Annotated in this window: 20 protein-coding genes and 1 riboswitch; of the genes, 7 read left to right on the top strand and 13 right to left on the bottom strand. The window is 57.1% G+C overall.

The window, feature by feature from the left end; all coding sequences use genetic code 11:
- Positions 1-139: 139 nt before the first annotated feature.
- Positions 140-646 carry a YwhD family protein gene (locus EAV92_RS20265; protein WP_123042769.1) on the bottom strand — a complete coding sequence of 169 codons (507 nt, stop codon included), beginning with the start codon at positions 644-646 and terminating at the stop codon, positions 140-142.
- A gap of 221 nt (positions 647-867) precedes the next feature.
- Between EAV92_RS20265 and EAV92_RS20260 the strand changes: the two genes are divergently transcribed.
- On the top strand, positions 868-2,979 hold the full coding sequence (locus EAV92_RS20260; RefSeq protein ID WP_241158331.1) for a HelD family protein: 2,112 nt from the start codon (positions 868-870) through the stop codon (positions 2,977-2,979).
- Between the two features lie 136 nt (positions 2,980-3,115).
- Here the strand turns inward: EAV92_RS20260 and EAV92_RS20255 are convergent, their stop codons facing one another.
- Together EAV92_RS20255 and EAV92_RS24635 are read right to left on the bottom strand one after the other, a co-directional pair.
- Positions 3,116-4,003, bottom strand: a complete 888-nt coding sequence (locus tag EAV92_RS20255) for an IS3 family transposase (protein ID WP_241158330.1) — start codon at positions 4,001-4,003, stop codon at positions 3,116-3,118.
- An 807-nt stretch (positions 4,004-4,810) separates the two neighbouring features.
- Positions 4,811-5,272 (bottom strand): hypothetical protein, encoded by a 462-nt coding sequence (locus tag EAV92_RS24635; RefSeq protein WP_164472866.1) that lies wholly within the window; start codon positions 5,270-5,272, stop codon positions 4,811-4,813.
- Positions 5,273-6,559: 1,287 nt separating this feature from the next.
- Here EAV92_RS24635 and EAV92_RS20245 point away from each other — a divergent pair.
- The 3 genes from EAV92_RS20245 (at position 6,560) to EAV92_RS20235 (ending at position 10,261) form a co-directional block, all read left to right on the top strand.
- Positions 6,560-8,545, top strand: coding sequence for a M1 family metallopeptidase (locus tag EAV92_RS20245; RefSeq protein ID WP_123042767.1), 1,986 nt, complete (start codon positions 6,560-6,562; stop codon positions 8,543-8,545).
- Between the two features lie 12 nt (positions 8,546-8,557).
- Entirely contained in the window at positions 8,558-9,373 is an 816-nt protein-coding gene (locus tag EAV92_RS20240; protein WP_123042766.1) for a hypothetical protein, read from the top strand.
- A 239-nt stretch (positions 9,374-9,612) separates the two neighbouring features.
- Positions 9,613-9,749: riboswitch (cyclic di-AMP (ydaO/yuaA leader) on the top strand.
- A 5-nt stretch (positions 9,750-9,754) separates the two neighbouring features.
- On the top strand, positions 9,755-10,261 hold the full coding sequence (locus EAV92_RS20235; protein WP_123042765.1) for a C40 family peptidase: 507 nt from the start codon (positions 9,755-9,757) through the stop codon (positions 10,259-10,261).
- A 66-nt stretch (positions 10,262-10,327) separates the two neighbouring features.
- Here EAV92_RS20235 and EAV92_RS20230 read toward each other — a convergent pair whose 3' ends face one another.
- The gene (locus tag EAV92_RS20230) at positions 10,328-10,666 is read right to left on the bottom strand and encodes a TFIIB-type zinc ribbon-containing protein (protein WP_123042764.1); all 339 of its coding nucleotides are present in this window, start codon (positions 10,664-10,666) and stop codon (positions 10,328-10,330) included.
- Positions 10,667-10,865: 199 nt separating this feature from the next.
- Here EAV92_RS20230 and EAV92_RS20225 point away from each other — a divergent pair, with 199 nt between their 5' ends.
- The gene (locus EAV92_RS20225) at positions 10,866-12,287 is read left to right on the top strand and encodes an ABC transporter substrate-binding protein (RefSeq protein ID WP_164472865.1); all 1,422 of its coding nucleotides are present in this window, start codon (positions 10,866-10,868) and stop codon (positions 12,285-12,287) included.
- 51 nt (positions 12,288-12,338) lie between these two features.
- On the opposite strand, the gene EAV92_RS20220 is transcribed toward EAV92_RS20225, so the two are convergent.
- The 8 genes from EAV92_RS20220 to EAV92_RS24630 form a co-directional block, all read right to left on the bottom strand.
- Positions 12,339-13,100: an MgtC/SapB family protein gene (locus EAV92_RS20220; protein WP_123042762.1), complete on the bottom strand. Its 762-nt coding sequence runs from the start codon at positions 13,098-13,100 to the stop codon at positions 12,339-12,341.
- 18 nt (positions 13,101-13,118) lie between these two features.
- Positions 13,119-14,111 carry a histidinol-phosphatase HisJ family protein gene (locus tag EAV92_RS20215; protein WP_338134422.1) on the bottom strand — a complete coding sequence of 331 codons (993 nt, stop codon included), beginning with the start codon at positions 14,109-14,111 and terminating at the stop codon, positions 13,119-13,121.
- Positions 14,112-14,120: 9 nt separating this feature from the next.
- A complete protein-coding gene (locus tag EAV92_RS20210) occupies positions 14,121-14,903 on the bottom strand; it encodes a DeoR/GlpR family DNA-binding transcription regulator (RefSeq protein ID WP_123042760.1) in 783 nt (260 codons plus the stop codon).
- A 14-nt stretch (positions 14,904-14,917) separates the two neighbouring features.
- Positions 14,918-15,949 (bottom strand): ABC transporter ATP-binding protein, encoded by a 1,032-nt coding sequence (locus EAV92_RS20205; protein WP_123042759.1) that lies wholly within the window; start codon positions 15,947-15,949, stop codon positions 14,918-14,920.
- Positions 15,946-16,794 (bottom strand): ABC transporter permease, encoded by an 849-nt coding sequence (locus tag EAV92_RS20200; RefSeq protein ID WP_123042758.1) that lies wholly within the window; start codon positions 16,792-16,794, stop codon positions 15,946-15,948. The genes EAV92_RS20205 and EAV92_RS20200 overlap by 4 nt, the downstream gene beginning before the upstream one ends.
- Complete coding sequence (locus tag EAV92_RS20195; protein ID WP_123042757.1) at positions 16,784-17,647, bottom strand: ABC transporter permease; 864 nt, start codon at positions 17,645-17,647, stop codon at positions 16,784-16,786. Before EAV92_RS20195 ends, EAV92_RS20200 begins: the two co-directional genes overlap by 11 nt.
- Complete coding sequence (locus tag EAV92_RS20190; RefSeq protein ID WP_123042756.1) at positions 17,614-18,732, bottom strand: ABC transporter substrate-binding protein; 1,119 nt, start codon at positions 18,730-18,732, stop codon at positions 17,614-17,616. Before EAV92_RS20190 ends, EAV92_RS20195 begins: the two co-directional genes overlap by 34 nt.
- 318 nt (positions 18,733-19,050) lie before the next feature.
- Positions 19,051-19,209: a hypothetical protein gene (locus tag EAV92_RS24630; RefSeq protein WP_164472864.1), complete on the bottom strand. Its 159-nt coding sequence runs from the start codon at positions 19,207-19,209 to the stop codon at positions 19,051-19,053.
- A gap of 170 nt (positions 19,210-19,379) precedes the next feature.
- Between EAV92_RS24630 and EAV92_RS20185 the strand changes: the two genes are divergently transcribed.
- Entirely contained in the window at positions 19,380-20,915 is a 1,536-nt protein-coding gene (locus EAV92_RS20185) for an MDR family MFS transporter (RefSeq protein WP_123042755.1), read from the top strand.
- An 81-nt stretch (positions 20,916-20,996) separates the two neighbouring features.
- Here the strand turns inward: EAV92_RS20185 and EAV92_RS20180 are convergent, their stop codons facing one another.
- Positions 20,997-22,196: an MFS transporter gene (locus tag EAV92_RS20180; protein WP_123042754.1), complete on the bottom strand. Its 1,200-nt coding sequence runs from the start codon at positions 22,194-22,196 to the stop codon at positions 20,997-20,999.
- A gap of 76 nt (positions 22,197-22,272) precedes the next feature.
- On the opposite strand from EAV92_RS20180, the gene EAV92_RS20175 reads away from it, so the two are divergent.
- Positions 22,273-22,773: a GNAT family N-acetyltransferase gene (locus tag EAV92_RS20175; RefSeq protein ID WP_123042753.1), complete on the top strand. Its 501-nt coding sequence runs from the start codon at positions 22,273-22,275 to the stop codon at positions 22,771-22,773.
- The last annotated feature ends 87 nt before the right edge of the window (positions 22,774-22,860 follow it).

The raw sequence follows: 22,860 nt of genomic DNA, 5'->3' as shown, positions 1-22,860 counted from the left end.
CTTGGAGCGCCTAAACCGACCGCAGGCGAATCCTCCTCCGCAAGCGGGCAAAATCGAACTGCACGCGAGAGGAGTCTCGGTCAACCTGCCGCTCCCAAACAAAAACCCCGGCCTCCCGGCCGGGGTTTCGCACGTTCCCTTATGCGTTCAAAGCTTCCTTCAGCGCGTCCGTCGAGCGGTCCCACCATTCGGCGTTGTGCTCGATCAGCAGCTTCTTCAAAGCCGCCTTCTCTTCCGGACCGATGTTGTCGAGCATGATTTTCCGCTTCAGCGCGGCGTCCAGCCGGTTCACGTGGTCGGGCAGCACCTTCCAGCCCCGCCGCGCTTCCTCGTCCACCAGCATCTCGCAAGACGTCACACCTGCGTAGTAGCTGCCGTCTTCCCTGCGGTCGACCGCTACCCATACGACCCAGCAGGGACGTCCGTTCGGCACGTCTTCCTTGTTCGGCGAGAACTTGATTCCCCGTTCGACCTTGCTCTTTGCGTGCATCGCGCCGACGTCGAGGTAGGCCTCGCCGCGGTCGATGATGACGCAGGCGACCTGGCTCAGGTCGATGGTGCCCGCCCCGAACCCTTTGTGCTCCTTATTGCTGACCACGTTCAGCGCCAGTTTCTTCTTCTCCGGCGGCTTTTCGTTGTTTTCCACGTCCCTCGACCTCCGTTAAAAAACGGGCCAAGAATCCTCCGAAGAAGGTCCCCACCCGTCATCTGTTCTTATTCATAAATACGAACGTTTGTTCTATCTTTTTCAGGTAATCCGACAACCAACATCATACCAAAAAGGATAACATAAGTCTATTCTTTTTCCGATTTTTTGTGCAAAATGGGTACTGGCGCCAATCGATGAACGGGAGAGGGAGGAAAGACATGAACCATACGCAGGACACCGACGACGCAACGGACATGTACGAAGAAGAACGATCCAGACTGAACCATACGTTCGAAGAGATCGAACGGCAGCACTCCGCCATAGGCCCCGTTTACCGCGGCCAGGATTTCGTGGAGCAGCTGCTCGAAGCCAAGCGGGAGGAGACCCGCCAGCGGCTGAAGGTGCTCGGGACGGAGCCGTATTTCGGACGGCTCGACTTCCAGGAGAAGGGACGGCAAGCCCCCGCCCCGCTCTATATCGGCAAACGGGGCATGGACCGAAGGGACACCGGCGAGCCCTACATCATCGACTGGCGGGCCCCGGTGGCCAGCTTGTTCTATTCCTTCACCGGCGGCGACGAATCGGTCATCTACGAAGCGCCCGAAGGCAGCGTGGAGGGAGAGGTGCACCGCAAAAGGAACCTGTCGATCCGGGACCGCATCCTGCAGCGGGTCGTCGAGAGCTACGTGCGCGGAGGAGAGAATCTCGGTCTCAGCGACGAATTCCTGCTCTATCGGCTCGGCGAGAAGAAAGACAACCGTCTCCGGGACATCGTCTCGACGATCCAGTCGGAGCAGGACCGGATCATCCGCGCTCCCCGCCGCCTGGCGATCATCATCCAGGGCGCCGCGGGATCGGGCAAAACGACGGTCGCTTTGCACCGGCTGGCTTTCCTGCTGTACCAGTACCAAGACCAAGTGAAGGCGGAACGGATGATCATTTTCGCTCCGAACGCCATGTTCCTCGATTATATTTCAGGCGTTCTCCCCGAGCTCGGCGTCGGCAGCGTACGGCAGACGACGTTCGCGGATTGGGCGCTTGATAAGCTCGGCGAAAGCGTCCGTCTGGCAGAGGCCGGCGGGGAGGGCGAGATATGGTTCTCCACCGCGGGACGGCGTCCCGCGATCGACGACCTCACGCCCGGCAGGTTCAAAGGCTCCTTGCGCTACCGCGATTGGATCGAAGCTGAGCTGAACCGGTACGAGGACGCGTACTTGAAGGACGAAAATTTCGAAGCCTGGGACCGCCGCATGCTTCCGGCCGGCACGATCCGCGAATGGTTCGACGTCGAATACCGGCACTACCCGCTGGCCAAACGCCGCGAACGGCTGATCGGGCGGATCAACCGCTGGCTCGAGATGCAGCTCAAGGAAATCGGCGATCCCAAAATCCGCAAGGAACGGGCCAAAACGGGCAAGCAGCGACTGAAAGCGTTCGAGAAAAAGCTGCCGCAAGCGGACCCTATGACGTTCTACCGCAGCTTATTCGAGCAGCCGGAAGCCTTCGTGCCGGCAGACCTGGCCGCGCGGACCAAGGCCCTGCTGAAAAAAGGGCAGGCGATGCCCGAGGACCTTCCCGCGCTCGTCTGGATCCACCGCCGCTTCCACGGCCCGGACGAGACGTTCGACCATGTCGTGCTCGACGAAGCCCAGGACGTGCCGCCTTTCCAAATCGCCTTGCTCCATACGATGATGGTCGAGCCCTCCTTCACGATTCTCGGGGATTTGGCGCAAGGAATTCACGCTTATCGCGGCGTCCAGCGCTGGGAAGAGCTGTCCTCCGTGTTTCCGGAGGACCGCAGGGCGTACCACGAGCTTCGGATGAGCTACCGCTCCACGCTCGAAATCATCGAATTCTCGAACCGGATCCTGCCGTTCACCGGCACTTCGCTGCCGCCGGCCCAGCCCGTGTTCCGCAGCGGCGATCCGGTGGAAGTCGCCGAGGTCCGCTCTTCCGAAGAGAAAATCGCGCGCATCTCCGCCTACATCGCCGATAACCGGACCCGCGGCATGCAGACGATCGCGGTCATCGCGCGGACGGACGACAATTGCCGCGAGCTGGCGGCCGAATTGGAGAAAGCCGGCGTCGAGGCGAGGTTGATCTCGGAGGGCCAGACCCGCTACGGCGGCGGCGTCTCCATCGTCCCCGTGTATTTGGCGAAGGGGCTCGAATTCGACGCCGTCCTGCTGGCCGACGCCGATGCCGAGCACTACGCGGACGATCCCCAGGACGCCAAGCTGCTGTACGTCGCCTGCACCCGGGCGCTTCACCGGCTGACGCTGCTGTATCAAGGCAAGAGTTCTCCCCTGCTCACACTGACAACCCAGTAACCGCTATATACCTACAAAGCCGTATCCCCTTCGCTCAGCTAAGGGATACGGCTTTGTTGTCATTCCCATGCATCTAAACGAAAAGCACCCCCTCAGTCTGGTCAAGACCCCATTTAGCGGACACTAAAGAAAAACCCTACCCGACAAGCTGGCGCCGGTATTGAACCGGAGTCAGCTTGTTCAATTTTCTTTGCGGTCGACAATGATTGTAAAAGTGGATGTACTCATCAATTCGCCTTTGTGCTTCTTCAAAGGTTCGAATATCATAGGGGTAGAGCCCTTCCGCTTTCAAATGCGAGAAGAAGCTCTCCATGGAGGCATTGTCATAACAATTGCCTCGGCGTGACATGCTGATTTGGGCGCCAACCTTTGGCAGCATGTCGTGGTACTTGTAGGACGTGTACTGGGTTCCCTGATCGCTGTGAACGATCAGACCGGTCACGTCCTTCTCCGTTTCGAATGCCTTTGCGAATGTCTGCAATACAAGTTCCGTGTCATTACTCTCACTTATATGGTGAGCGACGATTTCGTTCTGGCATAAGTCTTTTATGGCGGAGAGGTACAGCCAGGAATCTCCAACTCGATACTGCGTAATATCGGTGACCCATTTTTGGTTCGGTGCATCTGCCCGGAATTGGCGATCTAAGATGTTTCTTGCTACTCGGTCGCCTATGTTCCAAGTCCGGCTGTACGGACGGTACTTGCGGCGAATTTTGGAGCGAAGTCCCATCCCTTGCATTAACCGCAGTACTTTCTTGTGATTGATCCAGATACCGTGATCCTGGTGCAGGAAAAGCTGAACTTGCCGGTAGCCGTAAATCCCTTTGTATCGCTCAAAGGTGGCACGAACTAACTGCTTTGCTGCTTTATCCTTATCCACATACATCCGCTTTACATAGGCGTAGTATCCACTGCGGGAAACGCCGACTTCCTTACAGAGCTCAGTGACGCTAAAGTTTTCACGGAGCTCATGGACGAGCCTATATTTCTCTGGTACACCTCCGCCTTCGTAATGGCCAACCACTTTTTTAGGACGGCATTCTCCATCTCCAAACGCCGTACATAGCGATCTTCATCGACATACTCTTTCCGTTTCCCACGGTGATCCATAAGCCCGTACTCGCCCATCTGCTTGTAGCGTCTCATCCATACTTTTAGTCGAGTAATATCCTCGATTCCGAGTACCTCTGCCACTTTCTGTTTTGTCATTCCTTGAAGTCGCATTTCAATTGCTTTCTTCTTCGTTTCGAAGCTATACGTAACAAATTTTTGCCCCTTCTTCGCCATGACGAAAAGCACCCCCTATAGTTTTCATCGGTTTAACACCAGGGTGTTTTTCCAATGTCCACTATAAGGGGTGCACTTCAGTCTTCATCGGTAACACCAGAGTGTTTTTTCCAATGTCCACGTATATGGGGTGCACTTCACTAATTGACGGGTGTTCTTTTCGTATAGGAGTAGATTTTACGACGTATGAAAAAATCTATCCTATGGGATGGCTTGTCATTAATTACAATTCCTATGGAGCAAGCATAAAGGTTTTGATTGGGTGTAGAAGCAAGTAAACTTGCTACTGAGGTGAAATTCAAAAAAATGTATTCCTCATCTGGAATAAAATTTACATCAAAGCTTACAGAAAAAACACAATTTGAACCAACATAACCGAGACAAGACACTCTATCATTTAAGTGAAGGAATTTCTTAAGCATGTAGATGTTTATAAAGTGATTTTTCTCGTATGCGAGTTCTTTCAGCAATTCAGTTGGTCTTTTTAATTCGTCATAGCTAGTACAAAGCCCAAAATTTTCATTTGAAAACGATAATTCTTGATTCATCTAAACGGCATATAACTTGCTGGATTTACAAAATCCTTGAATTGGTTATATGCTGAATTTACAGAATTAACAACACCATTATAAGTCGAAGTTACTGCTTTCGCAGCACTTTGAGCTAAAGAGTATCCAGGTGCTCCTAGTGCTGCATTTTGTGCGCCAACAGAGGTGCCAGTGTTAACAATTGTTGCATTAACTGTTTTGGACGCGGCATTGTTTGCCCATGTATCAGTTGTACCCGCAGCAGTCCCAAGACCTCCTACTATTCCTTTAACGATTGGACCACCTGGAGCAACATACCCCGCATATGAAATTACTGTATTTGTCACTTTAGTAGCCGTTTCATTCTGCTTGATAGATTGCACAGCTTGATTTTGATTTTTTAGCAAAGAATTGCTAGTATTGACAAAAGGATTACTATTTTTCGTGCTCGAACTACCCCCGCTAGCAACTTGAATCATCTAAAATCCCACCTTTTTACAATTTTTTAATTCGTTTTCATATTATCTAATTTTTTCTAAATTTTCAACAAGATTATTACAAATATCTAAATTTTACAAATTTGTTTTATCAAAAAAAGGGGGGGTATCTCTGAAATTTGCTTTTATTGTCAAACGGAATATCATTTTTATTCTCTGCATTCTTATACCCGCAACAATTTCCATTCAGATGGCGAATAAATCTCCATTGTTCGTTAATATTGGATCATTTTTAGGGTACAACTATTACCTAATAACTTCTAAAGGTGATTTTAGTATTAAGAGGAAAGGCTGGTTTATTGCCGGCTGGTTTATTGCCAATATCGCCCTAATCGTTCTTCTTACAATTGGGTTTGTTTATTCAGAAATTGATGTTTCTGTTTATTTAATATCACTTGCGTTATGGATTATAGGCTTTAATTTTTTCATATTCCTTAACAGAAGGATTAGCGATAGGATTACGCGAGGAGAAAACCATTGATGGGATGATGCGCTGATTGTGCTTAAAAACTGCGAGTAAAAATCCATATATACAGATCGCAGCGTCACAATACATTGGTACTTTTCCCTTATGGAATCAAAAGTATAATGAAGTAAAGTAAATTGAAAGCCTCGCTGGCCTAATAGGTTATGCAAGGCTTTCTATTTTTTCCGATTTAGTTCTCGCGAAGTTTTTAGCCCATTACGCTAAAAATAAATGATTCCACCGTTTTTGCTGGTTTCACTGCAAAAACGGCGGAAAATTGAGTTGCGACGACGCTGATCGCCTAGACCTACGTCAGCCCGGACTATACGATTATCGTCACCACGTTTTCCGCATCATTGAAATAGCAATCCACAGTAGCGTTGATGCCGTGGTCGTAAACGACCGTATCGCGAGGAATCCGTGCGTCGGCATTGCTCACGTCGGAACAGGCCGGGTTACTCCGAGATCTGAATGTCCTGATCGATACAAGCTTACGGGCTTCGCTGCCGTAACAGGCGCTGGACATGCAGCTGACATAGGCATCGTGATCGAGCTAGACTTGTAAGCGCCATATTGTCGTGGATGTCACAAGGAATCGTGCGGGTTTTGCGGTCACCGAGTGTTTCGTCAAGCTGATGCTCACTGTGCAGCTTCTTATTGGGTAATAGCGGTTTGCCACAAGAACGGCCAGCAAGAAGCTGGGCTTCCAATAACCGCCCCCGCCCTCAGACAAGCAGAAATAATCCGCGGACAACCCGCATATAGATGTCCGTAGATGCTTGTCAACGGGAGGGTTATCCGTTATGCCGAAGCGCCGCACGCTACGCCTGCTTCTTTTCACCGCAGCCGCCGTCGCCCTCGTATTCTCGATCCGGTTCGGGTTCGCGGACGCGCTGGAAACGCAATATGCCTGGCCGGCCATCGCCCAGGCCTCCGGCAAGGCTCCGCCCGCCGCCGTGCCCAAAGCTCCCCAGCCGGAGGCGGCGCCCATACAGCCGAAGCCGGTCGTCCTCAGCCAGCGCGTGACCGAATACCATATCTCCGTGACCTTGAACCCGGACAACACGCTGACGGGGCAGCAGACGGTCACCTGGAAAAATCCCGGCCGGAAATCGGTCTCGGATCTCTATTTCCACTTGTATCCGAACGCCTTCTCCCCCGGCAGCACGTTCCTCAAGGAATCCGGCGGCCAGCTTCGCGGCGACGCCATGGCGCCCGGCAGCTACGGAGCGATGGAAATCGCCGCGCTGACGACGGAAGAAGGCGAAACCCTCTTGCCCCGCCTGCACTATGTCCAGCCCGACGACGGCAACAAGCAGGACCGCACGCTCGCCACGCTGCGCCTGCCGGAAGCGGTCAAGCCGGGCGCGTCGGTGACCCTCAAAATGAATTTCAAGGTCACGCTTCCCCAAGTGTTCGCCCGCATGGGCACCGCCGGCGATTTCGTCATGGCCGGGCAATGGTTCCCGAAAGTCGCGGTTTACGAGACGGTCGGCATGCGCGGCCGCACGACGGAAGGCTGGAACCTTCACCAGTACCACGGCAACTCCGAATTTTACTCGGACTTCGGCATCTACAGCGTGCGGATCAATGTGCCCGACAACTATACCGTCGCCGCGACGGGCTTCCAGACGAAATCCCCCGCTTCGGTCCAGGGACGCAAGACGTACCAATATTACGCCGACGACGTGCACGATTTTGCCTGGTCCGCGTCGCCTCAATTCGTCTATTACGAGGATTCCTTCTCCGCCCCCGGCATCCCCGGCGTCCGAATCCGCCTTTATTTGGACCCGCTTCATAAGGACTTGAAAGACCGCTACCTGCACGCGGCCAAATCGTCGCTCTCCAAGCTGGCCTCCTGGTACGGGGAATATCCCTATTCGACGCTGTCCGTGGTCGTGCCCCCCGCGGGAGGCGCCGGAGCCGGCGGCATGGAATACCCGACGCTCGTCACCGCCGCAGCCGCCAAGAGCGCCAGTCCGGGTTACGAGCTGGAGCGGACCCTCGTTCACGAAATCGCGCACCAATATTGGTACGGCATGGCTGCCTCCAACGAGTTCGAAGAGGCTTGGCTGGATGAGGGCTTCACCTCCTACTCCGAAGACAAGCTGATGTCCGCCATTTACGGCGTTTCGCCGAACACGGCCGTGGAAGGAAGCTACCTCACCGATCCCGAACCGCTGCACCAGTTCGCCTGGCACTACGGCAAACCGGACGGCTACGCGGATAACGTGTACCTGCGGGCCAAACTCGTGCTGACGGCCATGGAGCGGCAGGTCGGAGAGAAGACGATGAACAAAATCCTGCGCGCCTATTTCCAGAAATACCGGTTCAAACACCCGTCCACGGCGGATTTTCAAAAGGTGGCCGAAAACGTGACGAAGCTCAAATGGAACGATTTCTTCGGCGCTTACGTGTACCGCGGGGAGACGGCCGACTTCTCCATCGAATCGATCGATTCCCACAAAACCGAGCAGGGCGGCTATCGCACCTTGGTGACGCTCAAGCGCAAAGGAGGCAGCCCGCAGCCGGTCACTCTCGCGCTTGGCTACGCGGACGGCCGGACGGAACGCAGACAGTGGGACGGAGCGCAGAACCAGACCCAATTGCAGCTCGATTCGGCATCCCCGCTGCTCTATGCGGCCGTGGACCCGAACCTGTCGGTCGTCCTGGACAACCGGCGCTACAACAACTTCCTGAAGGCGGAAGTCCCCTCCAAGGAACGGGTCAAATGGACGACCGGCGTCGCCCAGGCGCTGGAAAGCTTCTTCAGCACATTCGCATGGTGAGGTGAGCGCCGCATGAGAAGATGGCTCGGCAAGGGATGGGACATGACGGTCCGGCATAAGTATGTAGGGGTTCTCTTATTTCTGTATCGCTTATTGTGGGGATTCTTCCTGTTCCGGCTGGTAGACTCCGTGGTGACGCCCGTGCTCGCGCGGTATCCCGACCTTCACCCGAACGCGAACGCGATTCCGCTGTTCCTGATCGAAGCGGAATTCCGGCTGCTTCGGACCGATTTGCTCGACCCGCTTCTCTGGCTGCTGGCAGGCTTGCTGCTGTTCCGGATGATCGTCTCTCCCTTGATCAACGCCGGCCTCTATTACTCCTTCCGCCATTCGGAAGAAGAGAAGAGCGGCACCCGCATGCTCGCCGGCATCCGGCAAGCGTGGAAACCGGTCGTGCTGCTCTACTGGCTGGAGAACGCCCTCGCGCTGCTTCCCGCCGTCTGGCTGCTGCCGATGGCCAAGGACCGGTTCTTCAGCGCCGGCTCTCCCGGAAGCTGGATCCGGGAGCTGCTACCCTATGCGGCGGGATGGCTCATCTGGGGCTTCGTCGTCCACGTGCTGTTCCAATGCCTTCAATTCGGCGCCGTCAGCCGCGAAGGCTTCGGCAAAGCACTGATGCAAGCCCTGTCCCGGGCGTTGCCGCTTCTGGCCGTCTCGCTGGCGATGGCCGGCATCGGCGCCGCCGCATCCGCAGCCGTGTCGTCCGTCTCTCTCCTCTGGTCGGGTTTTATCGCCGTGGCGCTTCACCAAGCTTTCCACTTCGTGCGCACCCTGCTGTCCCTCTGGACCGCCGCCTCCCAATTCGCGGTCTGGAGGGGAAACGAGTAAGCCTGTTTTTTCCGTCCGTCTCATGCCCGAAGTCCCGGTCGTCATTCGACAATTCCTGCCCGGGAAATCCCCGTCCGTAAGCCGCTCCGGCGCTTGCGGGCGGGGGTTGCGCGTTTTACGGGCAACTAAAAAACCGCCTTGAAAGGAGGTTCAAAGAGTCGATTGGGAGGCAAAGATTAAGGAATTCTAATCCTTGGGGAGCAGGAAGTCCGCCGCAAAAAGCGAATATTTAGGGCTGTGTGAAAAAATTGCCGAATTCCCGTGCACCGGGAAACGGGGGAACCATTACGGGTGAATTGGCCTCGCAACACAGTGGCCATAGGGAACCTTCAACCGAACCCTCCAGCTAACCTCGTAGGCATCGGAAGGGGACACCCAGTCTTGCGTAAAGTTTCCGTTTTGCTGCTTTCTCTTGCTTTTTTGCTTGCCTTCCAAGTCGGAAGCGCGTTTGCTGACTCCAAGCTGGACGACACGATCGGCAAAGTGATCGGCGTCGATTACGACTACGGAGGAACGACCACGGGCGGATTCGACTGCTCCGGATTTACCGGATACGTCTTCAAGAAGCTCGGGATCACGCTTCCGCGCAGCTCGAAGGAACAGTTCCAACGCGGCAAAAAAGTGGCTCGCGCCGATCTTCGCGCGGGCGACCTGGTATTCTTCAACACGAGCGGTCATGGTGTTTCGCACGTAGGAATCTACGTTGGCGACGGCAAATTCGCCCACGCTTCCTTTACCCGCGGGGTAACGATCGACTCTTTGTCGGCGGATTACTACGTGAAACGCTACATCGGAGCACGCCGCGTGATGGATACCGACACTTATCAGGAAGTCGCCACCGATCCGGACGTCGCCGCGGGAGCGGACGACGAATCCGCCGCTGGATGACTTGGCTGAACCGAGGACGAAGGCCCGCTCAAGCGGGTCTTCGTTTTTTATTACCACCGCGCGGAATCAGTCAAACAAGTCTCCGAAAACGTCCAGTACGCTCTTTTTCTTTTTGTAGTGTTTCGGATGTCCCTGCGGGTGGCTCCCGTAATACGGTTGGCGGCTTTGCTGCTGCGGATAAGGCGGCTGCTGTTGCGGCGGATATTGGGACGGATCGTTCCGGCGGTCCGAGTCCGCATAATACCACTCGTTGTAATCCTGACGCACCTCGCGCACGTCCGTCATCAGCTTCTCCAATTCCCCCCGATCCAGCCAAACCCCTTTGCATGTCGGGCAGACGTCGATCAGGATGCCGTTCTTCTCAACCTCTCTCAGGCGCGAATTGTCGCATACCGGGCAATTCATGCTCTTCAACCTCCTTTAAATTCAGGTTTGCCCTCATTCCATACGGCCGAACGGCCATGCGGTTCCGCGCTCCCCCTCCCTAAATTTTCCCTAAAATCTCATAACATTTCCTTATTTCCCTAGGAAATGGATTCCACTTGGAAGATAATAGAGTCGAATCATAGAGAAACAAGGAAAAGAAATGGGAGGAGTGGGGAAATTGAATCGCTACCGTTGGACCCGTTACGTCTTTCCGTTCGCGTTGACGGCAAGCCTGTTGGCCGGCTGCAGCTTCGGAGACGCCGGCGCCGAGAAGCGCGCGGAACCCGTCACGCTGAAGGTCATGTACTATGACGAAAGGTCGTTTTTCGACCAGTACGGCATGCTCTTCTCCGCCCTGCATCCCGAGGTGGAGATCGAAGTCGTCAACACGCAGAGCATCAAGCACGAGCCGGGCAAGGACATGGAAGCCGAGACGCGGAAGTTCATCGAAGAGCAGAAGCCGGACATCGTCATGCTCTCCGCGGACCAGTACACGAAAATGGCGAACGAAGGCAAACTGCTCGAGCTGGAAACCCAAGTGCAGGAGAAAAGCTTCGACCAGGCGGGACTGATGCCCGGCATGCTGGACTACCTGAAGGAGCTGAGCGGCGGCAAGCTTTACGGACTCGTCCCGAACTTCTACAGCCAAGCGATCTTCTACAATAAGGACATGTTCCAAAAGTACGGCGTCGAACTGCCCAAGGACCAGATGAGCTGGGACGACTTGTTCCGCTTGGCGGCGATGTTCCCGACGACAGGCTCCAAAGACGATCGCGTGTACGGCCTCAAAATGGGATACTCCGCGACCGATCTGTATCAGCTCGGCAACATGATCGGCCTGACGAAAAACCTCAACATCGTCGACGCCGGCGCCAAAAACGTCACCGTGAACACCGACGCTTGGAAGAAAACGTACGAAACCGCGCTTAACGCCTGGAAGTCAGGCGCCCTCTATACGGAGGATCCCAACCAGATGAGCGACGGGCCCATGCAGTATGAGGACTACTTGCTCCGCGATCCGTTCATCGGCGGCAAAGTCGCGATGACGTTCGAGGGCACTTATTTAATGGATCAGATCAAACAAGCGCAGAACGTCGTCAAAGACAAAGCCGTGAAAAATTGGGACATCGTCACGATGCCGGTCGACCCGGGCAATCCCGAATACAGCCCGTACGTCTCCTTCAACAACATTTTCGCGATATCCGCCAAATCGGCGCAGTCGAAGGCGGCCTGGACGTTCCTACAGTATATTCACGGCGACGAATTCGCCCGCGTCACTTCCAAGCGGCAAATGGGCAACATGCCCGTCCGCACCCAGTACCTGTCGGACAAAGAAGGCCACCATTTCGAGGCTTTCTACAAGCTGAAGCCGATTCAGCCGGCCATGTACAAAAATTACGAAGCGGTTCCCGGAGACTTCATGAACAACTTCCAAGGCATGGCCCAGCAGGAATTATCCGCGGCGGCCGACGGAAAGGTTTCCGTGTCCGAGGCGCTCGACAGCCTGCAAACGAAAGCCGAGGAAGCCCTGCTGCTGGCGAAACAACAGAAAGATACCGCCAAACCGGGCGAAACGGCGACGACGGAATCAGGCGGTTAAATGACAAGCGGGCAGGTTCGCTTCACGCGATCCTGCCCGCTTTGCATTTCCTTATACGTCGCCGCCGGACGGTATATCTTCCGGTGCCTTTTTCCGCCCTTTGCCGTCGGACAAATGGTACGAGACCCTGATCACCCCAGGAATCGCCCGCAGTTCGTCCAGCACGTTCAGATGCTTTTCCAGCATCATGTTCTTCACCCGGAGATGAACCTGAATCGCCGCACCTTCCTGGCCGCCGACGCCCTTCTCCGCGGACAAATCCTCGATCGTCGCCCCGATCGCCGCGACCTTCGCCATCACCGATTGCACGCTTCCGCCGGATTCCCGCATCGTAACGGTCAGGTCCGCCATTCTCCGCTTCCTGCTGAATACTTTCTCCAGTTTGTTCAGCACGAACAGGCAGACCAGGGACAAGAAGGCCGTGAGCAGCGCCCCGTAATAGAAACCCGCTCCGACCGCCAGGCCCAAAGCCGCCACGACCCACAGCGACGCGGCCGTCGTCAGGCCCGAAATCGAATTGCCGTTGCGCAGGATCGTCCCCGCGCCGAGAAAACCGATGCCGCTGATGACCTGCGCCGCAAGCCTTGCAGGGTCAGCCCGGACGTTCGGCTCCCCCATGAAGACGCTGAACCCGTACAGAGACAACAGCATGATCAGCGCCGAGCCGAGACAGACGAGGATGTGCGTGCGGAAACCGGCCGAGTGCTGCCCGAACTCCCGCTCCAGACCGATCAAACCTCCGACCACGAGCGCGAACAGGATGCGCAGGGTCAATTCCCAGTGACTGATTTGCCATACGGCGGGATTGGACATTCGATCACCCTCCCTGCTCTATTCCCGAAGGGGAACGCTGATTCTGTGACGGTCCCTGAAATAGACGATCTCCCGGTATCCCGTATCCCAAGCCAGCTGCGCGGCCTCATCCAGCATCGTCCCGATATCGTCCGGGAAGTGCGCATCCGAGCTGAGCGTAATCGGCACCCCGTGCGCGTGCAGCTTAGCGAGCAGAGACGGGCTCGGGCACGCCTCCTTGACCGGATAACGGTAAGCGAGGCCCGTATTGATCTCGGAAGCGACGTCCGCCTCCTTGAGCGCCGCGGCGAGGTCGTCATAAAGGCCCTGCAGCAAAGCTTCGTCGGGCCGGTAGTTGAACACCTTCAAATTGTCCAAATGGGCGATGATATCGAAAATGCCGGAGCGTGCCGCTTGCTTCACGTGCTCGAAGCCGTAACGGTACAACTCCAGCAGGTCCTTCTCTTCGAACAGGTGCTGAACCTCGGGGTTGTCGAATCCCCATCCGTCCACGAAATGGACGCTTCCGATGACGTAATCCAGCTCATAGCGGTCCAGCAGCGCCTTGAGCTCCGCTTCCCCTCCCGGGAAAAAGTCGGCTTCCACGCCGACGGAAATCGGATGGCCTTTCTTCTGCATGCGGCGGACCGCGGTCAAGTATTCCTCGATCGAGCCGATTCGGACCCGGTCGAGCCAATAGCTTTGAAGGCGGCCCAGCTCGCTGTCGTCGATGATGACGTATTTCTCGTAGTATTCCCGGAATTCCTCGAAACGGTAGAGATGGTCCACGATCCCGAACCTTTCGATCCCCCGTTGGCGTCCTTGCGCCATGTACCGCTCCATCCAGCGTTCGGAGAAGCAGCCTTCCGCCAGCCTCGTCTGCAGCCGTTTCGTCTGCTCTTCGATCCAGGGAAGGGTGTGGCTGCGATATTCTATGGGACTTTCGTCAGGCGCGTTCTGCAGCGCCCGGGCGGTTTTTTGAAGCCAACCGAAAGAGTAAGGCCCTTCTTCCAAATGGAAATGAAAATCCACCTTCAACGTTCATCCATCCTCCTCGCCCGCTATCCATAGCCGGATGTCTTTGTCCGCCAAGTCTTTGCGCCATTCCCGGTCGCAGCCCGCATCCGTGATCATCGTATACACGTCGTCGAGGGGGCAGACGCTGGCGAACGTCGTTCTGCCGAATTTCGAGGAATCCGCCAAAAAAATCGTCTCGTCCGCGCGCTCCATCATTTTCCGGGAAATGTTCGCTTCCGACAGCTCGTAATCCGTAATGCCGTCGACCAGTGACACGCCTCCCGCGGAAATGAATGCCTTATTCACCCGCAGCCGATTCAAGACGAGCTCGGCGAGCGGGCCTTCCGTCGATTTCTGGCGTTTGTTGACCTCGCCGCCCGCGAAAATGATTTTGCCCGGAAAAATATCCAGCGCCAGCAGCAAGGTCGGCGTGGAATGGGTCACGATCGTGACGTCCCGATGCTCCGTCAAATTGCGGATCAGCTCGATCGTCGTCGTCCCGTTCCCGAGCATGACGGTGTCGCCGTCTTTCACCAGAGAGGCCGCATACCTTCCGATGGCCGCCTTCTCTTGCGCTTGAAGCAGCGTTTTCTCGTCGAACGGCAGCTCGAGCGAATCCGCCCGGACCTTCACGGCCCCGCCGTACACCTTTTTCAGGCGCCCGTCGCGGTCCAGCCGCTCCAGATCCCGCCGGATCGTCTCGGTCGACACCCGAAACTCCTCTGCCAGGACCTGGACTTCCACGCGCTCTTCCTTGTTCAGGCGCTCGAGGATCTTCTTCTTGCGCTTCTCAAACGACAAGGACATCTCGGCGCGTCTCCCTACGAAGAGGGACGAACGCTTTTCCATTCGTCCCGGGAAATCGACAGCTTGACGGGCGCACCGGCGGGCCAACTGTCGAGCGAGTGGCCGCTCAGCATGTCGACGGTCACCGGGAGGCCGGACACGTTGACCTCGAAACGCAGCACGTTGCCCAGAATCGACACCTGGGACACGGTCCCTTCGGCCACGATCGCGTCCGGAGTTTCTTCCGCCGTCGCCGCGGCCATCCGGATCGCTTCCGGCCGGACGGCGAACATGCCGCCTTGCTCGGGCAGTCCGCGGATCGCGCGCCCTTGCAGCTGATCCCGGCTCCAGACGTTGTAGTTGCCGATGAACCGGGCGACGTATTCGCTGGCCGGCGCGGTATAAATCTCGTTCGGGCTGCCGACCTGTTCGATGCGGCCGTGGTTCATGACGAAAATGCGGTCCGATACCGTCAGCGCTTCTTCCTGGTCGTGCGTGACGAAGATCGTCGTCATGTTCAGCCGCTGCTGGATGCGGCGGATTTCGCCCCGCAGCGAGCGGCGGATCTTCGCGTCGAGCGCGCTGAGCGGTTCGTCGAGCAGCAGCACGCTCGGCTTCTTGATCAGCGAACGGGCAAGCGCGACCCGCTGCTGCTGTCCGCCGGACAGCTGATTCGGGTAACGGTCCTCCTTGCCGCGGAGGTCGATAATCGACAGCATCTCTTCTACCATCGGCCGAATCTCGTCTTTTTTTAAGCCCATCATTTTTAACCCAAAAGCAATATTATCAAATACGTTCATATTCGGAAACAGCGCATAAGACTGAAAAACCATGCCGACGTTGCGACTTTTGGGAGGCAGGAACGTGATATCGCGGCCGCCGACTTCGATCTTGCCTTCGTCGATCGGGTTCAGGCCGGCGATCGCGCGCAGCAGCGTGCTTTTGCCGCAGCCGCTCGGCCCGAGCAGCGTGACGAATTCCCCTTGTTCGATGGAGAGCGAAACCTTGTCGAGCACCGGATGGCGATTGAAGCTTTTGGTCACGTCGCGTATTTGAACGAAACTCAAGCCGTTTCCTCCTTTCCGCCTTCGGACGGCAATGCCGTCCGCGGCTTACGGTTGCCGATTTTGAGCACGAGCACGTACAGAATGAGCACGAAAGCGAAAAACGTGACGATCGTCGCGCTGGAGAGATGGCCGTCCACGCCCATCATGTGGTACAGGTACACTTGGACGACTTCATAGCTCCCGCCGACAAGCATATTGGCAAGCACGAATTCCCCGAACACGATGGAGAAGGAGAGCAGGCTGGCCACGATGACGCCCGGCAGGATGTTCGGCAGGATGACGCAAAGGAACGCGGCCGCTTTACCCGCCCCGAGCACCTCCGCTGCCTCCATCAGTTCGGCGGCGTTGACCGCCCGGAGGGAATTTCGCGTACTCTGGTAGACATACGGCAGGATGATGATGAAATAGGCGCCGATCAGGATCCAAATCGTTCCCGAAATCGCGAAGGGCGGATTCGAGTAGAGCTTGATCAGCCCGACCGCGGATACGACCCCCGGCAGCGCGAACGGCATCAGCACGACGGTTTGCAGCCATTTTTCCAAGCTGGGGACGTAAAGTGAGACGATGAAAATGGTCGGCACCATCACGATCAGCGACAGCGCGACGGTCAGGACGGCGACGAGGAAGGAGCGCCCCAGCGCGTCCAGGAACCGTTGGTCGGTAAACAACCGGACGTACGAGTCGAGCGTGTATCCTTCAGGCAGCACGGTATCTTGCCATACGGTGCTGATCGAGAACAGGAAGGTGACCAGCAAAGGCAGCAGCAGGAACACCAGCACGACCGCGGCGACCAAGCCATGCCAGATCCGGCCGGCCGCGGGTTTCCGTTCGAGGTTAGCGGCCATCGTTCAATCCCCTCCTTGCCAGGCGCAGCATTTTCTCGTTGATGAACAAGGCCAGCGCCAGGATCAGGAACAAAATAATGGCGAGCGCGCTGCCCAGCTCCACCCGAGGGAACACGTCTCCCGACACGAGTCCGCCGATTTGGATCGGAAGCAGGTTGAAGTTCGACGTAACCAGCGCATATGCCGTCGCATAGGCGCCCATGGCGTTGGCGAACAGCACGCTGAACGTGCCGACCAATCCCGGCAGCAGCACCGGCACGCCGATTCGCAGCCAATATTGCACGGTGCCGGCGCCGAGCAGGGACGCGGATTCCCGCCACTCCTGCTTCAAAGCGTACAGCGACGGATAGATGAGCAGGATGCCGACGGGGATTTGAAAATAAATGTAGACCCACGCCAAGCCCTTCCAAGAGTAGAGGTCGAATACGAGAAAGGACAGGCCCAGCTGCTTGAAAAGCAGCGTGAGCATGCCGTTCGTGCCGAAAAGGACGATAAAGCCGAAGGCCAAAGGCACTCCGGCGAAATTCGTCATCATGTTCGAGACGCTGAGCATGCGGTCCCGCGATTTCGGCGGGAAAGTCGTGAACGAATAGGCGGCGAAGGCCGCGACGACGATCCCGACGAGCGCCGAGACGAGCGAGAGCATCACGCTGTTCTTGATCGCGGTCGTATACAGAGGGTGCGTGAGCCCCTTGACGTACTGGCCAAGGGTGAACCCTTGGCCGCCTTCGTTATGGAAGCTGGAGATGAGCATCATGATGGCCGGTAAGAGCAGGAATGCGAACAGCCAAAGAAAGAACGGGAGCAGCAGCAGAAGCTTTACTTGATTTTGACTTGGACTTCTTCCTGCCATTTGGCACTAAGCCCCTTTACGGTGTTCTCCCATACTTTGAAGTCTTTGATCGGCTTGGCGTTTTTGTATTGGTCCTGCGGGATGAGTTTCGCTTCGACGTCCGCCGGCAGCTTCACGCTCGTACGGATCGGGCGGGCATAGCCTTTGGCCAGGTTGATTTGGCCTTCGTCGCTGAAGATATAGGCTCTCGCCAGCTTCGCGGCGTTCGGATGCGGCGCCCATTTGTTGATGATCGTGGCATAGCCGCTGATGACGCTGCCTTCGGACGGAATGTTGACTTCGTATTTGTCTTTGCCGAATTGGTCGCGGTAACCGAGCGCGTTGAAGTCCCACAGCAGCGCGACCGCGATCTCGCCCTTCTGGATATTGGCCGGCGACACGTCCACCTTGCTGATGACGTCTTTCTCCGCCAGACCCTTGAAGTAGTCGATGCCCGGCTGGATGTTGCCTTCGTCTCCGCCGTGCGCCAGAGCCGCGGCCAGGACGGCATGCTGCGCTTGCGCCGCTTTCAGCACGTCGCCAACGGAAACCTTGTATTTGCCTCCGGCGTTCTCCAGGTCGGCCCAGCTTTTCGGGCACTCTTGCACGAGGTCCTTGTTGCAGAAGAAGCTAATGCTGCCCGTGTAGGCGACCATCCAGTTGCCGTCCTTGTCCTTGGCCCAATCCGGCACTTCGTCCCAATACTGCGTCTTGTACGGCTGAGTGACGCCTTTCTGGACGGCCAGCGGACCGAAAGCGATCCCGACGTCGCCGATGTCGGCGGTCGGCTTGTTCTTCTCCGCGTCGAATTTGGCGATTTCTTCCGCGCTGCTCATGTCGGTGTCGGTATGCTTCACTTGGTACTTGGAGTTCAACTGGTTCCACGTATCCTTCCAGTTGGCCCAAGTATCCGGCATCCCGACGCTGACGACTTGCCCTTCCTTCTGGGCGGCAGGCAGCAGCTCATCGAGCGTCTGCGTCTTGCCGGACGCGGCGGATTCGCTTGCCCCGTCGTTCGATTTGCCGCATGCGGCGGCCGTGAGCGCGAGAACGAGCACCCCCGCGAGCCAAAACCATTTCTTTTTTCTGTTCGTGTTCCTAGACATTCCCCATCCTCCTCTGTTTGGTGAAGCCTTTATATCCATCCCGCTTCCGTCCGGAAGGCGGGCTTGGAGTCGCTCGGCAGGCGTATCCAAGACGGATGTGGTTTTGTGTGGATACGCCATTATATTGAGGAAAAAACAACGGTATTCGTGGAGTTTTGGGGCTCTTGGCGGGGAGTGTTCAACCCTTGATGTGGTTTTATTTTGAATGATGTTTGTTATCGCGAATCGAGAAGAATGGTTTTCCCGTGTTAAAAATGAAAAAGGCCGCGCCTCGCGGGTTCGTCCCCGCAAGCGCAGCCTGAGTCGTGCCTATCTCGCTTATTTCGACGCTTCTTTCTCGTCCTCTTCCGTCTTCTTTCCCCACTGTTCGGCCTGCGGCTCGATGTCCCGGCCTTGATCGATCTTCTTCTCCTGCTCCGGGGAGTCGTTCTCCCGGAACTCCTCGTTGCGCGCTTGTTCGCCTGAGCGGTGTTCCATGGCATTTCCTCCTCGCGATCGGACTTACGAATCGTTACCCTTGCAGGCCCATTCTGAAAGCCTCCGAAACTTTTTTTGGCTGCCGAATTCTCACTGACACAATGGTGTCAGTATTGTCCGGTTATCCTGTTAACAGGAGAAGAAACCAACCGGAAAGGATTTGAGAAGCAATGAAAGCAACGCAAAGCAAAGGCGGGATGGTCGTGGCCGGCCTCCTGCTCGCCATTCTGACGGCATCGATGGACAATACGATCGTCTCGACGGCCATGGGCACGATCGTCGGCGAGCTCGGGGGACTCGACAAGTTCGTCTGGGTCACCTCCGCCTACATGGTCGCCGAGATGGCGGGCATGCCGATCTTCGGCAAGCTTTCCGACATGTACGGCCGCAAACGCTTCTTCGTATTCGGCATGATCCTGTTCATGCTGGGTTCGATTCTGTGCGGAACCGCAGGCTCGATCGTCGAGCTGAGCATTTACCGCGCCATTCAAGGCATCGGCGGCGGCGCCCTCGTGCCGATCGCGTTCACGATCATGTTCGACGCCCTCCCGCCGGAACAGCGAGGCAAGCTTATGGGCATGTTCGGCGCCGTCTTCGGCATGTCGAGCATTTTCGGGCCACTGCTCGGGGCCTATCTGACCGACCATTTGCAGTGGCAGTGGATCTTCTACATTAACTTGCCGCTCGGGTTGATCTCGTTACTGCTCGTCGCAAGCTCGTATAAAGAATCGCCGCAGCACGCCAAGCAGCGTATCGACTGGGCGGGAGCGATCACCCTGGTCGGCGCGGTCGTCTGCCTCATGTTCGGGCTCGAGCTCGGCGGCAAGTTTTACGCTTGGGACTCCCTGCCGATCATCGGCCTGTTCGCCGGCTTCGCCGTCCTCGCCGTGCTGTTCCTGATCGCCGAGTCGCGCGCCGCCGAACCGATCATCGCTTTCCGCATGTTCCGCAGCCGGCTGTACGCGTCCAGCAACGTGATCGCCCTCCTGAGCGGGGCGGGCTTCATCGCGGCTTCGGTATATATCCCGATTTACATCCAAGGCGTGCTCGGCGGGACCGCCACGAACTCCGGCCTCGTGCTGCTGCCGATGATGCTGGGCACCGTGGTGACCGCCACCGGCGGCGGGATCGTGATGAACCGCATGTCCTACCGCTCGATCATGATTTCTACGCTCGTCCTGTTGGTCGCCGGACTGGCGCTGCTGTCGACCCTGACGGCGGATTCGTCCCGCCTCATCGTCACGCTGTATATGGTCCTCGTCGGCCTCGGCATCGGCGCCTCCTTCTCCGTGCTGACCAACGCCGCGATCCATACGCTGTCGGTTCGGGAACGGGGAGCCGGCACCGCGACGCTGAACTTCCTGCGCTCGCTGGGCATGACGCTCGGCATCACGATTTTCGGCATCGTGCAGAGCCATTCGCTGACGCGTAAGCTGACCGAGTCTTTCTCGGGCGGCGATTCGGCGGCCGCTTTGCCGCCGGACCTCGATCTCAGCGATCCGCATGCGCTGCTGGCTCAGTCGACGCGCGCTCACATACCGGCACACGCGCTGGATACGATCACGAGCGGACTGTCCTCCTCCATCGCGCAAATATTCGCGTGGGGACTTATCCCTGCCGCGCTGGCTTTGGTCGCCGCGTTCGCGATGAGCCGCGAGAAAATGGACCCGCAAGCGGAGTCGGAGGCTTACGCCGCCGCGCATTGAGCACCCTAATGCTGACTAATAGAGAAATAGGCGACTCAACCTTTTGAAGGTGAGTCGCCTATTTCTATTAGTGTATCTCTCTCACATATTCGACGAAACGACGATTTCCTTCCGACGGCTCTTGGACGCCGAGGCCACGGCCCACAGCATCACGAGCAGCAGCACGATGCCGAATGCCGCGAACAGCCAGCGCGTCTGGTCCTCGTGGAAGCGGTCGAGAAACCATCCCGTCAGCTTCGGCAAGAGCGCGCCCCCGATGCCCCCGGCCGCCATCAACAGGCTGGTCGTCCGTTCCGTAACGCCCGGTACCGCGCGATTCGCGAACACGAGCGCGATCGAGAACATCCCGGACATCGCCAAGCCCGCCAACACCGTCAGCGCGAAGGTGGACACGACGCCGTCCAGGCCCGTCATGAGCAGGAAGAAAACGGCGTTGAAGCCGCACATCGCCACCAAATAAGCCGCGCCGCCGAAACGGTCCGCGGCGTGACCCGCCACCATCCGGCCGATCGTCATGGCCAGCCAGAACACGCTGATCGACAGCGAAGCGGTCGAATCGGACAGCCCGTTGTTCGCGACCATCATGGACGGCAGGTAGTGGATGAAGCTCATTTCGAAGCCGACGTACACCGCGAAGAACAGGATGCACACCGCCAGCGTCAAGCGCGCCCCTCTGCCCGCCGAGCCGGAAGTCTTCTGGTGTACGGCAGTTTCAGCGTCGGTCCCGCTCGACTTATCCAAGATTTTCGGCCAGAATAGGAGCCATGACAGGAACGCGGCAACCGCGATGACGGCGACCACGATGAACGACGCTTTCCACTGGCCCGTTGCGATGAGCAAAGACCCGATGAACGGCATAAGCAGCGCCCCCGCGCCGAAAAACACTTCGATGCCGCTCATGGCCTTATTCGCGTTCTCCCCCGCCGCTACGATGACGATGGAGCCGACGGTCGCTTCGGTAATGCCGAATCCGAAGCCCGTGATCGGCGCCACCGTCAGCATGACCGCCCAAGGCGGCTGCAGAAAATATACCGTTTGGATAATTGCGATTAATGCCAAGGCTGTCAGCAGCAGCCCTTTACGTCCGAGCACTTTGATGAGCCATGGCGTGCACAATACGCCGGTCATGCCGCCGAGAAACTGGTTCATGACCATCTGTCCGCCGTCCCCGTAATGGACGCCGTAATCGTGGACCATCGGCTCCATGACCGTGCCGATGACCAACTGCGCGAACCCGACCAGCAGATACGCGAAACTGCCCAAGAAGAGAAGCCGGGCCATTTCTATCTCCCTACCTTTCTCGATGTGAGGAACCAAATCAGCCTCCCTATCATAACATGGAAGGAGTCGCCATGTGATGAATTTTCAACTTCGTCCGATGACCGAAGAGGATGCCCGCCAGCTGTGCGAATGGCGATACCCGGCCCCCTACGACCGTTACGGCTGGCCTTCCTGGGAGCAGATGGTCCGGGACGGACGGGAATTCGCGGACCCTGAAATCCGCGCTTCGCAGTATGTGTCCGCCATACGGGAATCCGGCGAGATGGCCGCTTACGTGCAGTTCTTCCCCCTTGACCGGGCAGTCCGGATCGGGCTCGGCCTGCGCCCGGATCTGTGCGGCGCCGGCTTAGGCCTAGGGCTTGTCCGGTCAGCCGTCCAAGAGGCCAAACGCAGATACCCGGACCATGAAATCGACCTCGAGGTCGAGACGTGGAACCGGCGCGCGATCAAAACCTACGAGAGAGCGGGCTTCGCCGTGGAGGACGAATACGATCGCCCTTCTCCGAACGGCATCGTACGCGTACTATGCATGGTATGGCTGCCGGCGCGAACGGACGGCAATGGCGCCCAGGCATAACCGTACGTCGCAGCACATACAACTGTAGGGTACATCCAAGATTCGGCGGCGATTCGCTTTTCGGTTTGGCGAAAGTCCATGTATGAC

This window comes from Cohnella candidum (assembly GCF_003713065.1).
Taxonomy (GTDB): Bacteria; Bacillota; Bacilli; order Paenibacillales; family Paenibacillaceae; genus Cohnella; species Cohnella candidum.
The sequence above is the reverse complement of the archived record's forward strand: the minus strand, read 5'-3'. Positions and strand labels throughout refer to the sequence as shown.

What these genes read in the sequence shown, in the direction of transcription:
- EAV92_RS24635 (WP_164472866.1), bottom strand. Translation starts at nt 5,272, where the DNA reads ATGATTCAAGTTGCTAGCGGGGGTAGTTCGAGCACGAAAAATAGTAAT.
- EAV92_RS20185 (WP_123042755.1), top strand. Translation starts at nt 19,380, where the DNA reads ATGAAAGCAACGCAAAGCAAAGGCGGGATGGTCGTGGCCGGCCTCCTG.
- EAV92_RS20220 (WP_123042762.1), bottom strand. Translation starts at nt 13,100, where the DNA reads ATGTCCAATCCCGCCGTATGGCAAATCAGTCACTGGGAATTGACCCTG.
- EAV92_RS20190 (WP_123042756.1), bottom strand. Translation starts at nt 18,732, where the DNA reads ATGTCTAGGAACACGAACAGAAAAAAGAAATGGTTTTGGCTCGCGGGG.
- EAV92_RS20210 (WP_123042760.1), bottom strand. Translation starts at nt 14,903, where the DNA reads ATGTCCTTGTCGTTTGAGAAGCGCAAGAAGAAGATCCTCGAGCGCCTG.
- EAV92_RS20200 (WP_123042758.1), bottom strand. Translation starts at nt 16,794, where the DNA reads ATGGCCGCTAACCTCGAACGGAAACCCGCGGCCGGCCGGATCTGGCAT.
- EAV92_RS24630 (WP_164472864.1), bottom strand. Translation starts at nt 19,209, where the DNA reads ATGGAACACCGCTCAGGCGAACAAGCGCGCAACGAGGAGTTCCGGGAG.
- EAV92_RS20230 (WP_123042764.1), bottom strand. Translation starts at nt 10,666, where the DNA reads ATGAATTGCCCGGTATGCGACAATTCGCGCCTGAGAGAGGTTGAGAAG.
- EAV92_RS20260 (WP_241158331.1), top strand. Translation starts at nt 868, where the DNA reads ATGAACCATACGCAGGACACCGACGACGCAACGGACATGTACGAAGAA.
- EAV92_RS20195 (WP_123042757.1), bottom strand. Translation starts at nt 17,647, where the DNA reads ATGGCAGGAAGAAGTCCAAGTCAAAATCAAGTAAAGCTTCTGCTGCTG.
- EAV92_RS20175 (WP_123042753.1), top strand. Translation starts at nt 22,273, where the DNA reads ATGAATTTTCAACTTCGTCCGATGACCGAAGAGGATGCCCGCCAGCTG.
- EAV92_RS20245 (WP_123042767.1), top strand. Translation starts at nt 6,560, where the DNA reads ATGCCGAAGCGCCGCACGCTACGCCTGCTTCTTTTCACCGCAGCCGCC.
- EAV92_RS20240 (WP_123042766.1), top strand. Translation starts at nt 8,558, where the DNA reads ATGAGAAGATGGCTCGGCAAGGGATGGGACATGACGGTCCGGCATAAG.
- EAV92_RS20180 (WP_123042754.1), bottom strand. Translation starts at nt 22,196, where the DNA reads ATGGCCCGGCTTCTCTTCTTGGGCAGTTTCGCGTATCTGCTGGTCGGG.